The following is a 15,912-nucleotide window of genomic DNA, read 5'->3' as shown; positions in this document are numbered from 1 at the left end:
CGGGATTTAGTCATTACGGGGACGCTCATCTCGTGGGGTCGCTTGATTATAGAAGTGGCTAAGGCTCGTTGACTAGCGCAGAGGGCAACCATTCTGCATGTTTACCCAGAGCCGGAAAATACAGTGCGCAACGTACGGGTTCGTCAAAACGCTTCTTTACGGCCATCGCATAGGCCTCCAGCTGAGCGCCATAGATCTCAAGCTGCGAATCCAGAAACTGCTCCTCGTTCTGGTCTTCCTGGGGGGTACTGGTTTTGTAGTCGACGACCCAGCGCTCACCCGTAGCTTGATCCAAGAACATATAGTCCAGAATCAATTGCCGAGCCCCCTCCCCGGTTGCCAGTGTTAAGGCGAATTCTGAAGCACGATCAGAATGCTCCGAAGACAATATCCAGCGTGCCCAAGGGTCGTCTAACAGGCGGTCAAGCATGACCTGGCCGTCGGATACCAATTGCGGCAAGGCCTGTTGATCGGCCCCGGCCTCGGTAAGGGATATCCGCAATAGACGTTGCAGCTTCTCGTCGCAGCTTAACGGCAACTCAGAGCGGTAACTCAGCGCTTCTACACACCGGTGTATTGCGGTGCCGAAGGCTCGAGCAAGATAGTTCTCGGGGAGCTCCAAGCCCTGTGAAAGCGTGCTCTGCGCTAGGGGCTCTATGGCCGGCGCCTCTTGCAGGCGTCGATAACCGGCAGAAATGAGAGCGGCCTCATCCTCGGCCAAGCTTGCAATAGAAACATTGACGGTCTCTTCTATCGTTGGCCAAATCACGCTCAACAACGAGCCAGATCCCGGTGCTGTATAGCTCTCGCGCTTGTCACTCCAATGGAGTGTCGCCCCAAGCCATAGATAGTCTGCCGCTCTCGTACAGCCCACGTAGAAAAGCCTTGTCGCCTCGTAGTCGCGCTTCTGCTTAGCCTGCGCCTTCAGATAATCGTAAAGGCGTGGTGCGTCTTCACCACCAGCGGTGTCTCTGATATCGAGAAGAAAACTCGGTGACTCGCCGGGAAGTACAAACTCGTCCCAGAGCAACAGCTCGCTATCCTGCCCACCGGTACTTTTTGCCAAGGCGGGAATAAATACCCAGTCAAACTCCAAGCCTTTAGCTTTATGCAGAGTCATGACTTCGACTTTACAGCGCTCATCACCCGGCGAGGCATAAAGAGTCTCTACGGCTTTATTCAAGCTGCGACCGTTGAGGGGCTCCTGAGCCTCCTCCAACTGTTCCAGACATTGGAAAAAGCGCTCCACATCACGAAGGTCGGCCTCGCTGGTCAAACTCGCTGCACCATGCAGAAGCAGCCAGCTCTCCTCGACCCAAACACGCAAAGCCAAGCGCTCTCGATAATGATCTGCCCAACTCAGCAGGTTGCCGAGTTGCTTTACCCTCCCCTTTGCGAGCCTCGACAGGGATTGGTAAGTCTCCGACTCCTCGAATCCTCTGTCTCGAATCTCTGAAGCCGTAGGACAACACTGAGACATCAGCAGCAAATCAGCGTTGTCCAGCGCCACTGCCGGCGTACGCAGCAAAGACAGCCATGCGTAACGATCAAAGCGATCACACAAAACCGTGCAGAGCGTAAGCAGGTCACGGATCAGAGGTCGCTGAGCCAGGGTGTCTAGGTCCCTCGCTGCCACATCGATACCTCGCTCGCGGAGCGCTTCGAGAATTGGTCTGAGCTGTGTTCTGGAACGGCCCAAGATGGCAATACTGCCCACCTCATCATCACTTACGCCTTCCTCGAGCTTGTCACAAAGAGCGTCGATCTCTGCCGCATGACCACCGTCTCCGGTGAACACAGCGATTTCTGGAGCGACACCCTCAGTCCGCGCTGCCTTGGCTTCGCGAAAAGCTACGGCGCCTAGTTGCGCATCATCCACTGAGGGGAAGCCTGATCGAAAGTGCTCGTTGGTCCACGTAACCAAACCCTTTTGGCTTCGGAAGTTTACGCTTAGATCCAACGGCATCAGCGAAAGATCGCCGACGCCCTCTTGACGGGCGCGAATAAACAGCCCGACGTTGGCCTCACGAAAGCCGTAGATAGATTGCATGGCGTCGCCAACGACCAGCAGTGTTCGAGGTGCTAAAGAGTTTCCTTCATTATGTTCCTGCCAGCCCCGCGTCAACCGCCGTATCAATTCAAACTGTACGGAAGAGGTGTCCTGAAACTCATCCACCAGTAAATGTTCAAGGCCATGATCAAGGCGTAGCGCAAGGTCGGTTGGCTCTTCATCGGGCCCCAGAGCGGTCAAAGCGGCCATCGCTATCTGTGCGTGATCAACTTCTCCCGCTTGCTGAAACACCAAGAGCAGTTCAGCGCCAAGGCGCGGAAGAAGCCGCGTAACCGCCGCCAACACGCCCCAGTGCTCGGGCTCGCTATGCACATCCGGTAAAAGCAGCACTTGTCGGAGCTCACTGAGAAGCGCCGCACTATCAATCCGCTGTTGGTTGTCGGCCTCCGGCTCCTTGGGCGAGTCACGCAGTACCGATAGCAACTCGAGCATCTGTCGCTTTCGTTCAGCGGGCTCGCCAGCATCCTTTGGGAAGCCGGTTTTAACGTTGACTGTCTTGCGCCAATCGCCCTGTGTCGTGAGCAGAAGGTTTGCGACCGCACGCCAGGAAACTAAATCGTCGCTTTCCGGAAAAAACTTAACGCCCTGCTGCAACTGCTCTGCCTGAAAAGCGATGAGTTGAGTCAGGTCGCCAAGGTAGGGTTTGAGCTGATTGCGAAGGGAGTCCAAACGGAACTCTACCAGTGCCTGAGTGATTTCCAGGAGAGACTGTTGATCTTCAGGGCGGAGTCCCGCACCTCCAAACACCGGCTGCCACTGCTCCCGTCGCTGAAGCAATTTGGATAACAGCTCCAGGGCACTCTCCCAGTTGTTGTCCAGATGCAGCAGCAGTGTATCGATATCCCGTTCACCGCCTTGGCGTTCTCTGTTCAATTCTCGCGCAAGGAAACGTTCGATGGCCTCTCGGTAGAGAAGACGGCTATCGTCAGTTGCGGTTACTTGTCCTCCACAGCCGCTGAGTACGGGCATCTGACGGGTTAGATACCCGCAAAAACTGTCGATGGTCTGAATACGCAGTCTTGAGGGGTTATCCAAAAGTCCCCAGCCCAGTGAAGCGTCATGATCACTCGCGACGCGAGCAGCTAAGATCAACGCCTCCTCATGGGGATTACTCGCCTCGACTCCCAAAGACGCATCGCGCAAAGCGCTAACAATACGCCCTCGCATCTCCGCCGCCGCCTTGCGGGTAAAGGTGATTGCTACAACGCTTTCGGGCTCTTTGACTCTCGCCAATAGACCGAGAAAGCGTCTGACCAGTAAACCCGTTTTCCCCGAACCAGCCGGTGCACTGACGCACACCGAAGCCAAGGGGTCCACTGCGCTCTCTCGCGCCTCGTGGTCAACCGGGATCATGATTGTTGCTCCCCTAGACGGCAAAGCTCGAATCTCTGGCAATAGCGACATGCCTCGTCCGTTGGATTCACGACACTATGACCCTCTAAGAATTCTTCAGCGAGCAAAGTTAAGGCATGCTTCCAACGCTCTCGCAATACGCCTATTCCGCCCTGTTCACCCTCTTCAAGAAACTTCTCTGCGTTTGCGATTCCATCCTCGAATTCGCGCTCACCAATGCCTTTGAAGCCCTCGGCTCCGGGCTTGAGGGACGCGTAACTAATTCCCTCGGCCAAGGGCTCCAGTAACGCATAAAGCGGCAATTGAGGACGTGAGGGGCGCTCCCCCAGCCATTGATTCACAGTGCCAAGGGCACCACTTTTATAATCAATAATCAGCCTGGATCCATCACTGAGCTCATCGACTCGATCAAGGCGCATACGAAGACGAAGGCCCGCAAGCTCATGTTCTCGAGACTCCTCCCGCGCTATCACCGCAAAATCTTCGCTGCGATCCTGTTCCAATGCTAACCACCGGGACAGCACGCTACTTAAGCGTCGTCGCTCAAGCCACAGAGTCTCCCCACCGAGTACATCGAGACGCTCCTTCTGAATTCCCTGCTCTGCATAGTTCACTGCTTTATCGATCAATGCGTCCAGCTGTTCTGCGGTTAGCGCCAAAAGACCTTCCCGATTCTGAAACTCACCCCAAAGCTCAAAGAGTGCGCGATGAAGTAGTGTTCCCCGCTCAGAGGCAAGTAGTCCCACAGCAGGCGTCGGTAGAGGGACCGCCCCCAGTCTGGCGGTGGCAAAGGCTTGAAACGGACAGGCAGATTGCTGCTCCAGAACACCTGTCCCCACCCCCTGAGCCGCGCGCTCCTTTTTACCAACAGGTACTTCATCCCAAGACACTTCAGCGAATACGGCAGAGGAGCTTTGCTTCAACCAACGACTGTCCGCCGACCATTCCTCGATTTCCGGCGCCTGAGGGATATCCAACAGCAGCGGACTTGGAAGTGCTTCCGTACCATCGAGCAGACTGACATAACTTGTTTGCAGCTCGTTTGATCCTTGGAGCCACTGCTCCCACCGCGCGCTGGCCCACCGTCGCTCCCAGGCTGCGTCTGCGTGGGGCATTCCTTGCTGTCGCTGCAAAGCATGGGGCAAATACGGATTCGCATGGGCTACCGCGGGCCAACGATCAGCGCTCATTCCCGTTATCCACAACGCATCAAAATGCAAGCCAGTGGTTTCCAAGGGGCCCAACACTTGGACAGCGTTGTCGTCAGTTCGCGGCTGAAACTGCTGCTCACTCAGGACGTCCCGAAGACCTTGAATTGCTTCGGGGAGCGTTAGCGCGCCGCTAAAGGCATCAAGGCTTGCAAAGGTATCGAGAGCTTCCTGCCACTGCACGGCCTGCTGGTATTCCAGAGAATCCAGTGTGGCTCCCAATGTCCACCCCCACGCATTCAGAACGGCTTTGAAGGGCTCCAACCATTGGGACGGAGATCGAGGACGCTTCTGCCAGGCTCCGTTGGCTTCCAGCTGCAGCACCGTATCCCATGGCGCAGGAGCTTCATCTTTATCAAAGAGTTCGTCCAAAACAGACCGCAGCACTCGCTGAGGAACCTTATCTTTCGCAAGCTCTCTTAGGCGGCGTATGGACCTTTCGCGCTGGTCTGCGCGAAACGCAAAAGGTTTCACAAACCTCGACTGTACGACTGCTATCACAGTCTCAATCGAAACCTCGGACACACTAAGCTCAAGAATACGCAAAGCATCGCGTATGAGAGGAACCCGATCCAATCGAAACCCCGTTGCAAAGTTTACGGGTAAGCTCGAGTAATTCTGCGTCAGGCAACCAAACTCTTGCCGCAGATAAAACTCCAAGCGGTCTCGATCGTTGTGCATATCTGAAAGTACAACGGCATAACGGCCCTCGGGATCGCTTTCATATTTTTCACGGCACCATTTGGCCGCCATTTGCAGTTCCCCTCGCGGATCAGAAAACGCCCTCACGGGAAGAATGCTCCCCGCGGAGCTTGCGGTTTGTATGTTCTTCCACGCGGGAGACGCTTCGCAGAGAGCCTGATGGAGCGGCGGCAGGTCATCCTGATTCAGCAGCGCTACAGCTTGATCCAGAGCCGCGCTGCAATTCAGTAGCTGCTCCAACGCTTGCTCTGGTGTGATCCCGTCAAGTTCGTTCAGGGCTTTACGGAAGTTCTCCTCCCAGCGCAGGAAAGCGCGGGAGTCTTCGTCAAAACTAAACGACTGACGGGTGGCGGGATCATCCAGGTTAATTCTCCAGAGAGCGAGTCGTTCGCTCGCCTCCTGACAGAGGGTTGCCGCTCGAGCTGGACTCAACAATGAAAAAGAACCTTGACTGTCCGCGTCAATTACCCGACGCCAGATAAGTCGCTGGGCGGTGGTATCCACGACGTTTGCCGGCGGTATGAGTCCTCGAGTAACCGCAATACGCCACCGCTCAATCCAGTACTGACGCAGCGGCAATATGGTACTGCTGGTCCACACCTGCACTCCATTGGCGAGGCGGTATTGAGTCTCCGCCTCACGGACAGCTCGGCTGAGGCGCCGGTTGGGCGTGAGGATAGCTGTGCCCTCGGCTAGCAGGTCAGCGATGCTGTCTATATGCGTGAAAAGCGGGCGTAGACTCATGCTCTGCACCCGAAAAACAAGCGCAGCGCCTGTCTATTCATTGTCTCGCCCCTGCATTACACTCCCGCGCCTCGGTCATCCACTACTAATCACATTGCAAACCCGCACTCTAGCAGGCCCGTTTCCATGAGCAACAGCATCCACAACATCAATGTCGCCTCACAAGACATATTGCCTACGCCCGCTGAATTAAAGCAGCGTGTCCCCTTGACAGAGGCATTAAGCCGCGACATTGCCGCTAGCCGAAAGACAGTGTTCGATATCCTTGACCGCAAAGATCCACGGTTGCTCGTGGTGGTCGGTCCTTGCTCCATTCACGACACGAAAGCGGCGATGGAATATGCAGGCCGATTGCGGGCTTTGGCTGAAGAACTTAATGACAGCCTTTTTATTGTTATGCGTGCCTACTTTGAGAAGCCCCGCACGACCGTCGGGTGGAAGGGACTCATCAACGATCCCTATCTGGACGACTCCTTTCGCATCGAAGAAGGCCTAACCATTGCCCGACAGTTTTTGACGGACATCGTGGAACTGGGCCTACCGGTTTCGACGGAAGCGCTGGACCCAATTTCACCGCAGTATCTCCAGGATCTCATTTCCTGGTCTGCCATTGGTGCGCGCACGACCGAGTCCCAAACGCATCGAGAAATGGCCAGCGGACTCTCTTCTGCCGTGGGGTTCAAGAACGGCACTGATGGAGGTCTTACCGTCGCGGTGAACGCGCTGGGGGCGGCATCGCAGTCGCATCGTTTTCTGGGCATCAATAGTCAGGGGCAAGTTTCGGTGTTCACAACTCGTGGCAACCCCTACGGACACGTAGTCCTCCGCGGAGGAAGCGCCGGACCCAACTATGACTCAGTGAACGTCAAGCTATGTGAACAGGCCTTAGAGAAAGGCAATATGCCGCAGAACATCATGGTGGACTGCAGTCATGCCAACTCCAACAAACAGCCGTCTCTGCAACCGTTGGTGGCAGATAACGTCGCGGATCAGATCGTAGCGGGCAACCGATCGGTTATCGGCCTCATGATCGAGAGCCACTTACATGAGGGCAACCAAGGCATGGCGGCCAACCTAGAAGACCTTCAGTACGGCGTGTCTATCACCGATGGATGCATTAGTTGGGAAGACACAGAAGAGTGCCTACGGTCACTGCATGACAAACTTAAAGACGTACTGCCCCAGCGCTTGTCGGCCTAGGCTGCTCGCGTAAGAGTAAGATTGCCCGCTTAGTAGAAGGCGTTGCTGCGGTCCGAGTGATCAGTCATGTCGCGTACGCCTTTCAGCTGCGGCAGCTGATCCAGAAGCGTTTTTTCAACGCCGTCTTTCAAGGTCATATCTACGGCACTGCAACCCTGGCATCCACCGCCAAAACGAAGTACCGCAAAATCGTCGTCGGTAACTTCCACCAGAGAGACTTCGCCGCCATGCGCAGCAAGGGACGGGTTCACTTCGTTATAGAGCACATAATTAATGCGATCTTCGATCGGTGAGTCGTCGTTGACCCGAGGCATCTTGGCATTGGGCGCTTTGATGGTGAGCTGACCACCCATGCGATCCGTCGAGTAGTCTACGAGTGCATCCTCAAGAAACGGGACACTGCGGCCATCAAACCACGCGGTAATCTTCTCGAAGGGATGCTTTACATCGTCCTCGAGGACATCGCCCTCTCGGCAATAGGCGATGCAGGTCTCCGCACGTGCGGTTCCTGGCTGGTTAATAAACACTCTCACGCCTAAAGCGTCGTCCTGCTTTCCCAGCAGTTCGGCCAGATATTCCTGTGCACTTTCGGTAATCGTCAGCATTGGCGGTATATCCACACACTTCCTGAGTAAATTAGTCAGGTATTATAGCCGGACACCATCCCAGCGTCACTCTTTCCGGCTAATTCACTGTAGTTAGCCACATACCGGCGCGTCAGAGAGGCACCGCCGCGCTGCGGCGCACCCTTGAATCTGCTATGATCCGCCACCGAAAATTTACGGTACAAAGCCGATGTAAGCTGCATCGCGCACTCAACAGTAATCAACGGAAGTAGTACTAGCCATGAACCCCCTTATCCCCGAATCCGGCCCTCTGGCCGACGCTCTTCGCGATCGTATTCTAGTAATAGACGGCGCGATGGGGACCATGATTCAGGCAGAGGGTCTGACGGAAGAGGACTATCGTGGCGAGCGCTTTTCTGGTCATGCCGGGGATCTCAAAGGTAACAACGATCTTCTCTCGATTACGCGCCCGGATGTTATTAAAAACATTCATGGGGCCTACTTGCAGGCCGGCGCAGATATCATTGAGACCAACACTTTCAACGCGACCGCCATTGCGCTGGAAGACTATGGCCTTCAGGCAATCGCTCGAGAGCTTAACGAGACCGCTGCGAAACTCGCTAAACAAGTAGCGGTAGCGATGAGCGCTGAGACTCCCGAGAAACCTCGCTTTGTAGCAGGAGTACTAGGCCCAACCCCTCGAACGGCATCTATCTCGCCCGATGTTAACGATCCTGGCGCCCGAAACATCGACTACGAACGCCTGAGTAACGATTACGCGGATGCTACCCGTGGCCTGCTGGACGGGGACGTCGATCTACTAATGATCGAAACTATTTTCGACACGCTGAATGCCAAAGCAGCAATTTTCGCCATCGAGAGTGTGTTTGAAGAAAGGGGCGTCCGACTTCCCGTGATGATCTCCGTGACTTTCCCGGACGTCAGCGGACGCAATCTCTCGGGCCAAAGCCCCACAGCTTTCTGGTACTCCGTAGCCCATGCACGACCGCTTGTTGTCGGCAGCAACTGTGGAAGACGTTTTGAAGAGGTCCGGCCGTTTCTCGAAGAGCTGTCAAACGCCACCGATGGCTACTTCAGCGCGCATCTGAACGCTGGCTTACCGAACGCTTTTGGTGAGTACGATGAAGCGCCAGAGGTGATGGCGGCCGAGTTCAAAGACTTTGCCAAGCGAGGCTTCGTCAATCTTGTGGGCGGTTGCTGCGGAACGACGCCCGCACACATTCGCGCTATAGCCAACGCGGTGGACGGCATCGCGCCCCGCTCGCTACCCGCCACCCCAAAGTCCTGCCAGCTTAGCGGCCTTGAGCCCTTCACCTTTTCTGCAGACAGCTTATTCGTAAACGTCGGTGAGCGCTGCAACGTCACCGGCTCCGCCCGCTTCAAGAAGCTGATCCTGTCCGGTGATTACGAAACCGCCCTGGACGTTGCGCGCACTCAGGTAGAGGACGGCGCGCAGATTATTGACGTGAACATGGATGAAGGCATGCTGGATGCCAAGGAAGCCATGGTGACGTTTATGAACCTCATCGCCTCCGAGCCAGATATTTCCCGCGTGCCCATCATGATCGACTCTTCACGCTGGGAAGTCATCGAAGCGGGCCTTCGCTGTGTTCAGGGAAAGGCCGTGGTGAACTCCATCAGTCTAAAGGCCGGTGAGGAAGAGTTCCTCGAGCAGGCAAGGCGATGCCAGCGCTATGGTGCCGCAGTCGTGGTCATGGCCTTTGACGAAGACGGTCAAGCCGACTCCATCGCTCGACGGAAAGAGATTTGCCAGCGCAGCTGGGATCTACTCAGAGAACGTCTGGACTTCAATCCGGACGATATCATTTTTGACCCCAATATTTTTGCGGTCGCCACCGGCATCGAGGCTCACAACAACTACGCTGTAGATTTCATTGAAGCCACGCGCTGGATAAAAGAAAACCTGCCGGGGGCAAAAGTGTCTGGTGGCGTTTCGAACGTGTCTTTTTCCTTCCGCGGCAACAACCCTGTTCGCGAAGCGATCCACTCAGTGTTTCTCTACCATGCCATCCAGGCTGGTATGGACATGGGGATCGTGAACGCGGGCCAGCTCGCCGTGTATGACGAGTTGCCGGCCGAACTGCGCGATGCGGTTGAAGACGTGGTGTTGAATCGGCGCGATGACAGCACCGAGCGACTCCTCGATATCGCCGGTAAGTACCACGCTGATGGCCCGGCGACCGTTCGAGTTGAAGACCTTGCCTGGCGAGACGAACCCGTAAGCAAGCGTCTCGAATATGCGCTGGTAAAAGGCCTTAACGGCTTTATCGAAGAGGACGCTGAAGAAGCGCGACAACAAGCGAGCCGCCCTATCGAGGTTATCGAAGGTCCACTCATGGATGGCATGAACGTCGTCGGCGACCTATTCGGTCAGGGGAAGATGTTCCTGCCGCAAGTAGTGAAGAGTGCGCGCGTTATGAAGCAGGCCGTTGCCTACCTGCAACCGTATATCGAGGACGAGAAAGCTGAAGGTAGTACCAACGGCAAGATTCTCATGGCCACCGTTAAGGGTGACGTACACGATATCGGAAAGAACATTGTGGGCGTGGTGCTGCAGTGCAACAATTACGAAGTAATCGATCTTGGCGTTATGGTTCACTGCGAAGAAATTTTGCGTGTCGCCAAAGAAGAAAACGTAGATGTCATTGGCTTAAGCGGCCTGATCACTCCGTCCCTTGATGAGATGGTGCACGTCGCCAGCGAGATGCAGCGAAACGGTTTTTCAGTCCCGCTGATGATTGGTGGCGCTACCACCTCTAAGGCGCACACCGCGGTCAAGATTGAGCCTCACTACGAGAACGATCTGGTCGTATACGTTCCCGATGCGTCGCGCAGCGTGTCTGTTGCTTCACTGCTTCTCGGTGATCACAAAGCAAACTTCGTGAGCGAACGGCGCGATGAGTACACGCAGGTTCGCGATCGCATGGCCAAGCGCAAGCCTAAGGCCAGGCGGCTGTCCTATGAGTCCGCTCTAGCTAATCGCGCTCAATTGGACTGGTCTGCTTACACGCCTCCAAAGCCGACCTTTACGGGCGTGCGAGTGTTCGAGAACATCTCACTGGCAAGTCTGGTGGACACCATCGACTGGACGCCCTTTTTCATCACCTGGGAGCTCGCCGGAAAGTATCCTCGTATCCTTGAAGATGAAGTCGTTGGAGAGCAGGCAACGGAGCTGTTCGCCGATGCACAGGCGATGCTTAAGCAGATTATCGATGAGGACTGGCTTGAAGCCCGAGCGGCTATAGGCTTCTGGCCTGCCCATAGCGATGGAGAAGATGTGCTGGTGTCGGCGGAAGGCACAGAGACTCCCACCCGCCTTCACCACTTGCGCCAACAGACTGAGAAGCCCAATGGTGACGCTAATTTCAGCCTTAGCGATTTTGTTGCGCCCAGCGATGACTACATTGGCGGATTCTGTGTGACCACGGGCCACGGCGTCGCTGCGCGCGCTGCTGCTTTTGAAGCCGCGCACGACGACTACAGCTCCATTATGTTAAAAGCACTCGCAGATCGGCTCGCAGAGGCCCTGGCGGAACACATGCACCGCCGCGTCCGTCAGGAATTCTGGGGGTATGCCGCGGACGAAGAGCTCTCAAATGAGGAGTTAATCCGTGAGAAGTATCAAGGGATCCGTCCGGCGCCGGGCTACCCGGCATGCCCTGATCACACGGAGAAGCGCGCGCTGTTTGATCTCCTCGACGCACAGACGCGCTGCGGCGTAACGTTATCGGACAATTATGCGATGGAGCCAGCCTCCTCGGTAAGCGGCTGGTACTTTTCGCATCCAGAGGCAAAGTATTTCGCCGTGGGCAAGATTGGTGAGGATCAACTGGAATCAATGGCCGCCAGAAAAAACATGAAGACGGCGGAGTTAGCACGCTGGCTAGCGCCGAACCTTGACTAGGGCGGTTCGCCTAAGGAAAGCATGACGATGAGCGCAGAACAGAGTTATCGTGAAAAGAGCAAAGATCCGGATACATCAGCGGAAATAGTAAGCGCTGAGGCAGCGCCTAGCAGCGTAAGCAATGATCAAGGAACCCAAAAGGCACAGGAATCATTAAATCCGCTTCAGGTGGTCAGTAGTGTTTTTGCTGCGGGCTTAGGCGTTCAGAGCAGTAAAAATCGCGAACGGGACTTTCAGCAGGGTCGCGCGGGCACGTTCATATTTGCGGGTTTACTGTTTACTGCTCTGTTTATCGGCACGGTCTACGCCGTGGTGAGTATGGTGCTCAGCAGTCGTTAATCCGACGCTAGGAATAGCCTCAGCTGGGCATTCCTGCAAGCCAAAAAGATACGGTGGCGACAACAACCGTCATGATAACGACCGTGGCAATCGCATCGGCGATGCTGTTTGATTTTTGAGATCCGCTTGAAGCCATCACTAACTATCCTTGTGTTCTATTGATTTTGTGTGATTTTGTGTGAGTTTGAGGTTGTGCGCTGATGTTTTATGGCGCTGCGCTGGGCGCTTGTCAAACCACCTTTTGAGCGGGCGGAGTTTAGCATTCTCCCCTCTTGGACCCAAGTCTTAACTCACAGGCGACCCTTGTCACTGTAAAGTCTTGATCGCGAGTCAAAGCCCTTTGTAAACGGCGGTCTCCATCTCGAAGAACAGCTCCGATGAACCTGCATCGGCAAACGGCAGAATCTGGCTGAGGTAGGCCCCTCCAATACCAGTGTCACGATCAATCCAGTAATAGCTATTGGCTAAACCCGCCCACATCAAGGTTCCAGCGGGTCGGCCGGTAAACCCTGGAGTCTCGTTAATCTGAAAGCTCAAACCCCAGGATTTAGGTTCACCCGGAAAGAACTCGCCATCATTGCTGAGTCCACCAACGCAGGACTTCATGGGTTGAACGCGAAGCTCACCAATGTGGTTGCTACACATTGCCTCGACGGTTTCGGCCTTCAGAACCCGCACACCCTCGAGCTCGCCGTCATTGAGGATCATACGAATGAACCTGCCGTAATCGCGCATGGTGCCCTTGAGTCCCCCGCCTCCCTCATCAAACTCTCTGAGGTCCGACTGTTCTAGGGGCAATGGCATAAAGGAGCCGTCAGGTAGGCGAGCGTGCAGATGGGCTGCACGGGAAAACATCGAGTCCGTGTAATCAAAGTGTGTATCGGTCATGCCCAAGGGGCCAGTCAGATGCTTCGCGAAATATTCCTCCAAGGACAGCCCCGACGCCGCCTCTATCATCTGCCCCGCCCAGTCTATGCCGATGCCATAGCGCCACTGTGTACCAGGATCAAACATCAAAGGTTGGTTCAGAGCGGACTTTTTCTGGCTGCCAATATCGGGAGACCCCGTAGCCTCAAGCCACTGCAGCAAGCTGGGATCCCACATGTGGTAACTGAGGCCTGAGGTGTGGGTGAGAAGTTGTCGCAGTGTGACCGGCGATGCTGGGGGTCGTGTGATGGGATCACCATTGTCATCGAATCCGGCAAGCACTTCTCTTTCGCCAATCCTGGGGCAGACTTCAGCCGCCGGACCATCAAGGTCTAGCAAACCGCTCTCGACCAGTTGCATGGCCGCAGTGGCAGTGACCGCCTTGGTCATAGAGAAAATCTTCCCGACGGTATCAGGGGTCATGGGGACACCACTTCCCAGCCGCCGCTCTCCAAAACCGCCCTCATACCGAATTCCGTCTCGATCCACGACAATAGCGGTAACACCCGGTGCTGCGCCGTTCTCAATACCCTTGCTCAATATCCGGTCGAGAGCTTCGATCATTAGTAGTCATCTCCATAAAGTCGCCAAGATTCTGGCTGATTCAAAGCAGCTGTCAAGGCAGACCACACAAGCCCATAACCAAATCATCCAAGCTTATAAAAAACTACAATAGTGGCACCCCCGTAGCTTTGTTAAAGTGCGCGCTCCTTTGAAGACGCTACTCTCATGTATCAGTACGACAAGCTAGATCAGACCATCGTAGACGAGCGCGTTGCGCAGTTTCGAGATCAGACCGAACGCTATCTAAGCGGCGACTTGAGTGACGCTGAGTTCCTGCCTTTGCGCTTGCAAAATGGACTCTACGTCCAGCGTCTGGCTCCCATGCTACGCATCGCCGTGCCCTATGGGTTGATCAGCAGCAAGCAACTCCGAGCCATAGCTGACATCAGCAGACGCTACGACAAGGGCTACGGTCACATTAGTACTCGCCAGAACATCCAGTTGAACTGGCCGCAGCTGGCGGACGTGCCAGACATCCTGGCTGACCTGGCAGCGGTACAGATGCACGCGATTCAAACCAGCGGAAACTGTATTCGCAACACGACAACCGATCAATTTGCAGGCGTTGCCGCCGACGAAGTCGTAGACCCAAGACCTTACTGCGAGATCATTCGCCAGTGGTCAACGCTACACCCGGAATTCGCATTTCTACCGCGTAAATTCAAAATTGCAGTGAACGGGGCTGACGAGGATCGAGCGGCAATCCATTTTCACGACATTGGGATAGAGCTGTACCGCAATGCCGCGGGTGCGGTGCGATTGAAATTCCTGGTGGGCGGCGGCTTAGGCAGAACTCCAGTTGTCGGTTCGCTCATTCGCGACGATGTGGAGACTGAGCATCTGCTCAGTTATCTTGAAGCAATTTTACGGATTTATAACCTTCACGGGCGCAGGGACAACAAGTACAAGGCGCGCATCAAGATTCTGGTCAAGGCCATGGGCGTTCCGGCATTCCGCGATGCGGTCGATGCTGAGTGGGAGCATAACCGCAGCGGCCCTAACACACTCACACCTGATTCTCTTGCAGAGATGGCGACGCACTTCACCGCCCCTGCGTACGAGGTCACCGACGCATCGCAAGAGTCGGCTTTTCTATTGGATGCCTGCGAGCGACAACCCCTGTTCGCAGCATGGGTAAAACGCAACACACAGGCACATAAACAACCGGGCTATCGTGCGGTGACTATCACCCTGAAAGCAACGGGACAGGCACCTGGCGACGTCAGCGCGACGCAAATGGATGCTCTCGCGCAGCTCGCTGACGAGTATTCTTTTGGCGAATTAAGAACAACCCATGAACAGAATATCGTTCTGGCGGATGTTCGGGAAAGCGAGCTCATGGCGCTGTGGGAGGCGCTTCAGCCATTGGGATTGGCCGCCTCTAACGCAGGGCACATAACAGATATGATTTGCTGCCCGGGAGGCGACTTTTGCTCTCTGGCCAATGCCAAATCACTACCTGTCGCGCAGGCGCTGCAGGAGCGCTTCGAAAAACTCGATTATCAGTTTGACCTGGGCCCCATAGAGCTCAACATCAGCGGCTGCATGAATGCCTGCGGCCATCACCACGTAGGCCACATTGGCATCCTTGGGGTCGACAAGAAGGGGCAGGAGTTTTATCAGGTCTGTATCGGAGGCTCTCAGGCGGGGACGGCGAGGGTCGCCAAGATTCTTGGCCCATCCTTCAGCCGTGCGGATCTGCCCGAGGCTATAGAAAAACTACTGGAACGCTACACGGAGCTTCGCGATTCGGAAGAAGAGCAGTTCCTTCATGTATTTGAGCGCTGCGGTGTTGAACCGTTTAAAGAGGCAGTCTATGGAAACTCCTGAAGGTTCGCCTGAGCTTGGCGCGGCACCGGCAAACCCTGCGCTACCTCACTACACGCTTGCCGAGTGGACCGAATCCGGCAAGCCAGCAAATGCACTTGTAACTATTGCTGGCGCGGACGATTTGCATGAGCACTACGAGGGGCTTGTGAAGGTATCATCCATCAGGATTGTCTTTGCTGGCTTTATGGACGGCCGAGGCTTCAGCCACGCCGGCAAGCTCCGTCAACTGGGGTATACCAGCCAGCTTATCGCAGGGGGAGATATCCTCGCCGATCAGTGGGTCTTTCTGAATCGCTGCGGTTTCGACACCCTTGAAGACAGTGAGACGGCGTCAGACGCAAGGGCGTTACCAGGCTTTTCCCAGACCTATCAAGCCGATGCTCGGGAGGCTAAGCCATTACTCCTTCGCAAGGCTAACACCTAAGCGAACGCCTCTGTGATTGGAGAACCGCTAGCGCCTGC

Annotated in this window: 10 protein-coding genes; 5 read left to right on the top strand and 5 right to left on the bottom strand. The window is 55.4% G+C overall.

The window, feature by feature from the left end:
- Positions 1–58: 58 nt before the first annotated feature.
- Positions 59–3,424 carry a UvrD-helicase domain-containing protein gene (locus R0137_RS11540; RefSeq protein WP_407326559.1) on the bottom strand — a complete coding sequence of 1,122 codons (3,366 nt, stop codon included), beginning with the start codon at positions 3,422–3,424 and terminating at the stop codon, positions 59–61.
- Positions 3,421–6,078 (bottom strand): PD-(D/E)XK nuclease family protein, encoded by a 2,658-nt coding sequence (locus R0137_RS11535; protein ID WP_407326558.1) that lies wholly within the window; start codon positions 6,076–6,078, stop codon positions 3,421–3,423. Before R0137_RS11535 ends, R0137_RS11540 begins: the two co-directional genes overlap by 4 nt.
- A gap of 126 nt (positions 6,079–6,204) precedes the next feature.
- Here R0137_RS11535 and R0137_RS11530 point away from each other — a divergent pair, with 126 nt between their 5' ends.
- A complete protein-coding gene (locus R0137_RS11530) occupies positions 6,205–7,278 on the top strand; it encodes a 3-deoxy-7-phosphoheptulonate synthase (protein WP_407326557.1) in 1,074 nt (357 codons plus the stop codon).
- Positions 7,279–7,307: 29 nt separating this feature from the next.
- Here the strand turns inward: R0137_RS11530 and nfuA are convergent, their stop codons facing one another.
- Complete coding sequence (gene nfuA, locus R0137_RS11525) at positions 7,308–7,883, bottom strand: Fe-S biogenesis protein NfuA (protein WP_405269698.1); 576 nt, start codon at positions 7,881–7,883, stop codon at positions 7,308–7,310.
- A 241-nt stretch (positions 7,884–8,124) separates the two neighbouring features.
- Between nfuA and metH the strand changes: the two genes are divergently transcribed.
- Together metH and R0137_RS11515 are read left to right on the top strand one after the other, a co-directional pair.
- Positions 8,125–11,790, top strand: coding sequence for a methionine synthase (gene metH, locus R0137_RS11520; RefSeq protein ID WP_407326556.1), 3,666 nt, complete (start codon positions 8,125–8,127; stop codon positions 11,788–11,790).
- Positions 11,791–11,817: 27 nt separating this feature from the next.
- Positions 11,818–12,129 (top strand): DUF2970 domain-containing protein, encoded by a 312-nt coding sequence (locus tag R0137_RS11515; protein ID WP_407326555.1) that lies wholly within the window; start codon positions 11,818–11,820, stop codon positions 12,127–12,129.
- Positions 12,130–12,148: 19 nt separating this feature from the next.
- Here the strand turns inward: R0137_RS11515 and R0137_RS11510 are convergent, their stop codons facing one another.
- Together R0137_RS11510 and R0137_RS11505 are read right to left on the bottom strand one after the other, a co-directional pair.
- Positions 12,149–12,265, bottom strand: coding sequence for a methionine synthase (locus R0137_RS11510; protein WP_407326554.1), 117 nt, complete (start codon positions 12,263–12,265; stop codon positions 12,149–12,151).
- A gap of 194 nt (positions 12,266–12,459) precedes the next feature.
- On the bottom strand, positions 12,460–13,620 hold the full coding sequence (locus R0137_RS11505; RefSeq protein WP_407326553.1) for a serine hydrolase domain-containing protein: 1,161 nt from the start codon (positions 13,618–13,620) through the stop codon (positions 12,460–12,462).
- 165 nt (positions 13,621–13,785) lie between these two features.
- Here R0137_RS11505 and R0137_RS11500 point away from each other — a divergent pair, with 165 nt between their 5' ends.
- Both R0137_RS11500 and R0137_RS11495 read left to right on the top strand, forming a co-directional pair.
- A complete protein-coding gene (locus R0137_RS11500) occupies positions 13,786–15,450 on the top strand; it encodes a nitrite/sulfite reductase (protein ID WP_407326552.1) in 1,665 nt (554 codons plus the stop codon).
- Positions 15,437–15,874: a DUF934 domain-containing protein gene (locus R0137_RS11495; RefSeq protein ID WP_407326551.1), complete on the top strand. Its 438-nt coding sequence runs from the start codon at positions 15,437–15,439 to the stop codon at positions 15,872–15,874. Before R0137_RS11500 ends, R0137_RS11495 begins: the two co-directional genes overlap by 14 nt.
- Positions 15,875–15,912 lie beyond the last annotated feature (38 nt).

The sequence above is a fragment of the Congregibacter brevis genome, assembly GCF_045689245.1.
Classification (GTDB): Bacteria; Pseudomonadota; Gammaproteobacteria; order Pseudomonadales; family Halieaceae; genus Congregibacter; species Congregibacter brevis.
This window is presented reverse-complemented; position numbering and strand designations above follow the sequence as displayed.

Coding starts and splice junctions, on each gene's coding strand:
- R0137_RS11540 (WP_407326559.1), bottom strand. CDS start 3,424: ATGATCCCGGTTGACCACGAGGCGCGAGAGAGCGCAGTGGACCCCTTG.
- R0137_RS11535 (WP_407326558.1), bottom strand. CDS start 6,078: ATGAGTCTACGCCCGCTTTTCACGCATATAGACAGCATCGCTGACCTG.
- R0137_RS11530 (WP_407326557.1), top strand. CDS start 6,205: ATGAGCAACAGCATCCACAACATCAATGTCGCCTCACAAGACATATTG.
- nfuA (WP_405269698.1), bottom strand. CDS start 7,883: ATGCTGACGATTACCGAAAGTGCACAGGAATATCTGGCCGAACTGCTG.
- metH (WP_407326556.1), top strand. CDS start 8,125: ATGAACCCCCTTATCCCCGAATCCGGCCCTCTGGCCGACGCTCTTCGC.
- R0137_RS11515 (WP_407326555.1), top strand. CDS start 11,818: ATGAGCGCAGAACAGAGTTATCGTGAAAAGAGCAAAGATCCGGATACA.
- R0137_RS11510 (WP_407326554.1), bottom strand. CDS start 12,265: ATGGCTTCAAGCGGATCTCAAAAATCAAACAGCATCGCCGATGCGATT.
- R0137_RS11505 (WP_407326553.1), bottom strand. CDS start 13,620: ATGATCGAAGCTCTCGACCGGATATTGAGCAAGGGTATTGAGAACGGC.
- R0137_RS11500 (WP_407326552.1), top strand. CDS start 13,786: ATGTATCAGTACGACAAGCTAGATCAGACCATCGTAGACGAGCGCGTT.
- R0137_RS11495 (WP_407326551.1), top strand. CDS start 15,437: ATGGAAACTCCTGAAGGTTCGCCTGAGCTTGGCGCGGCACCGGCAAAC.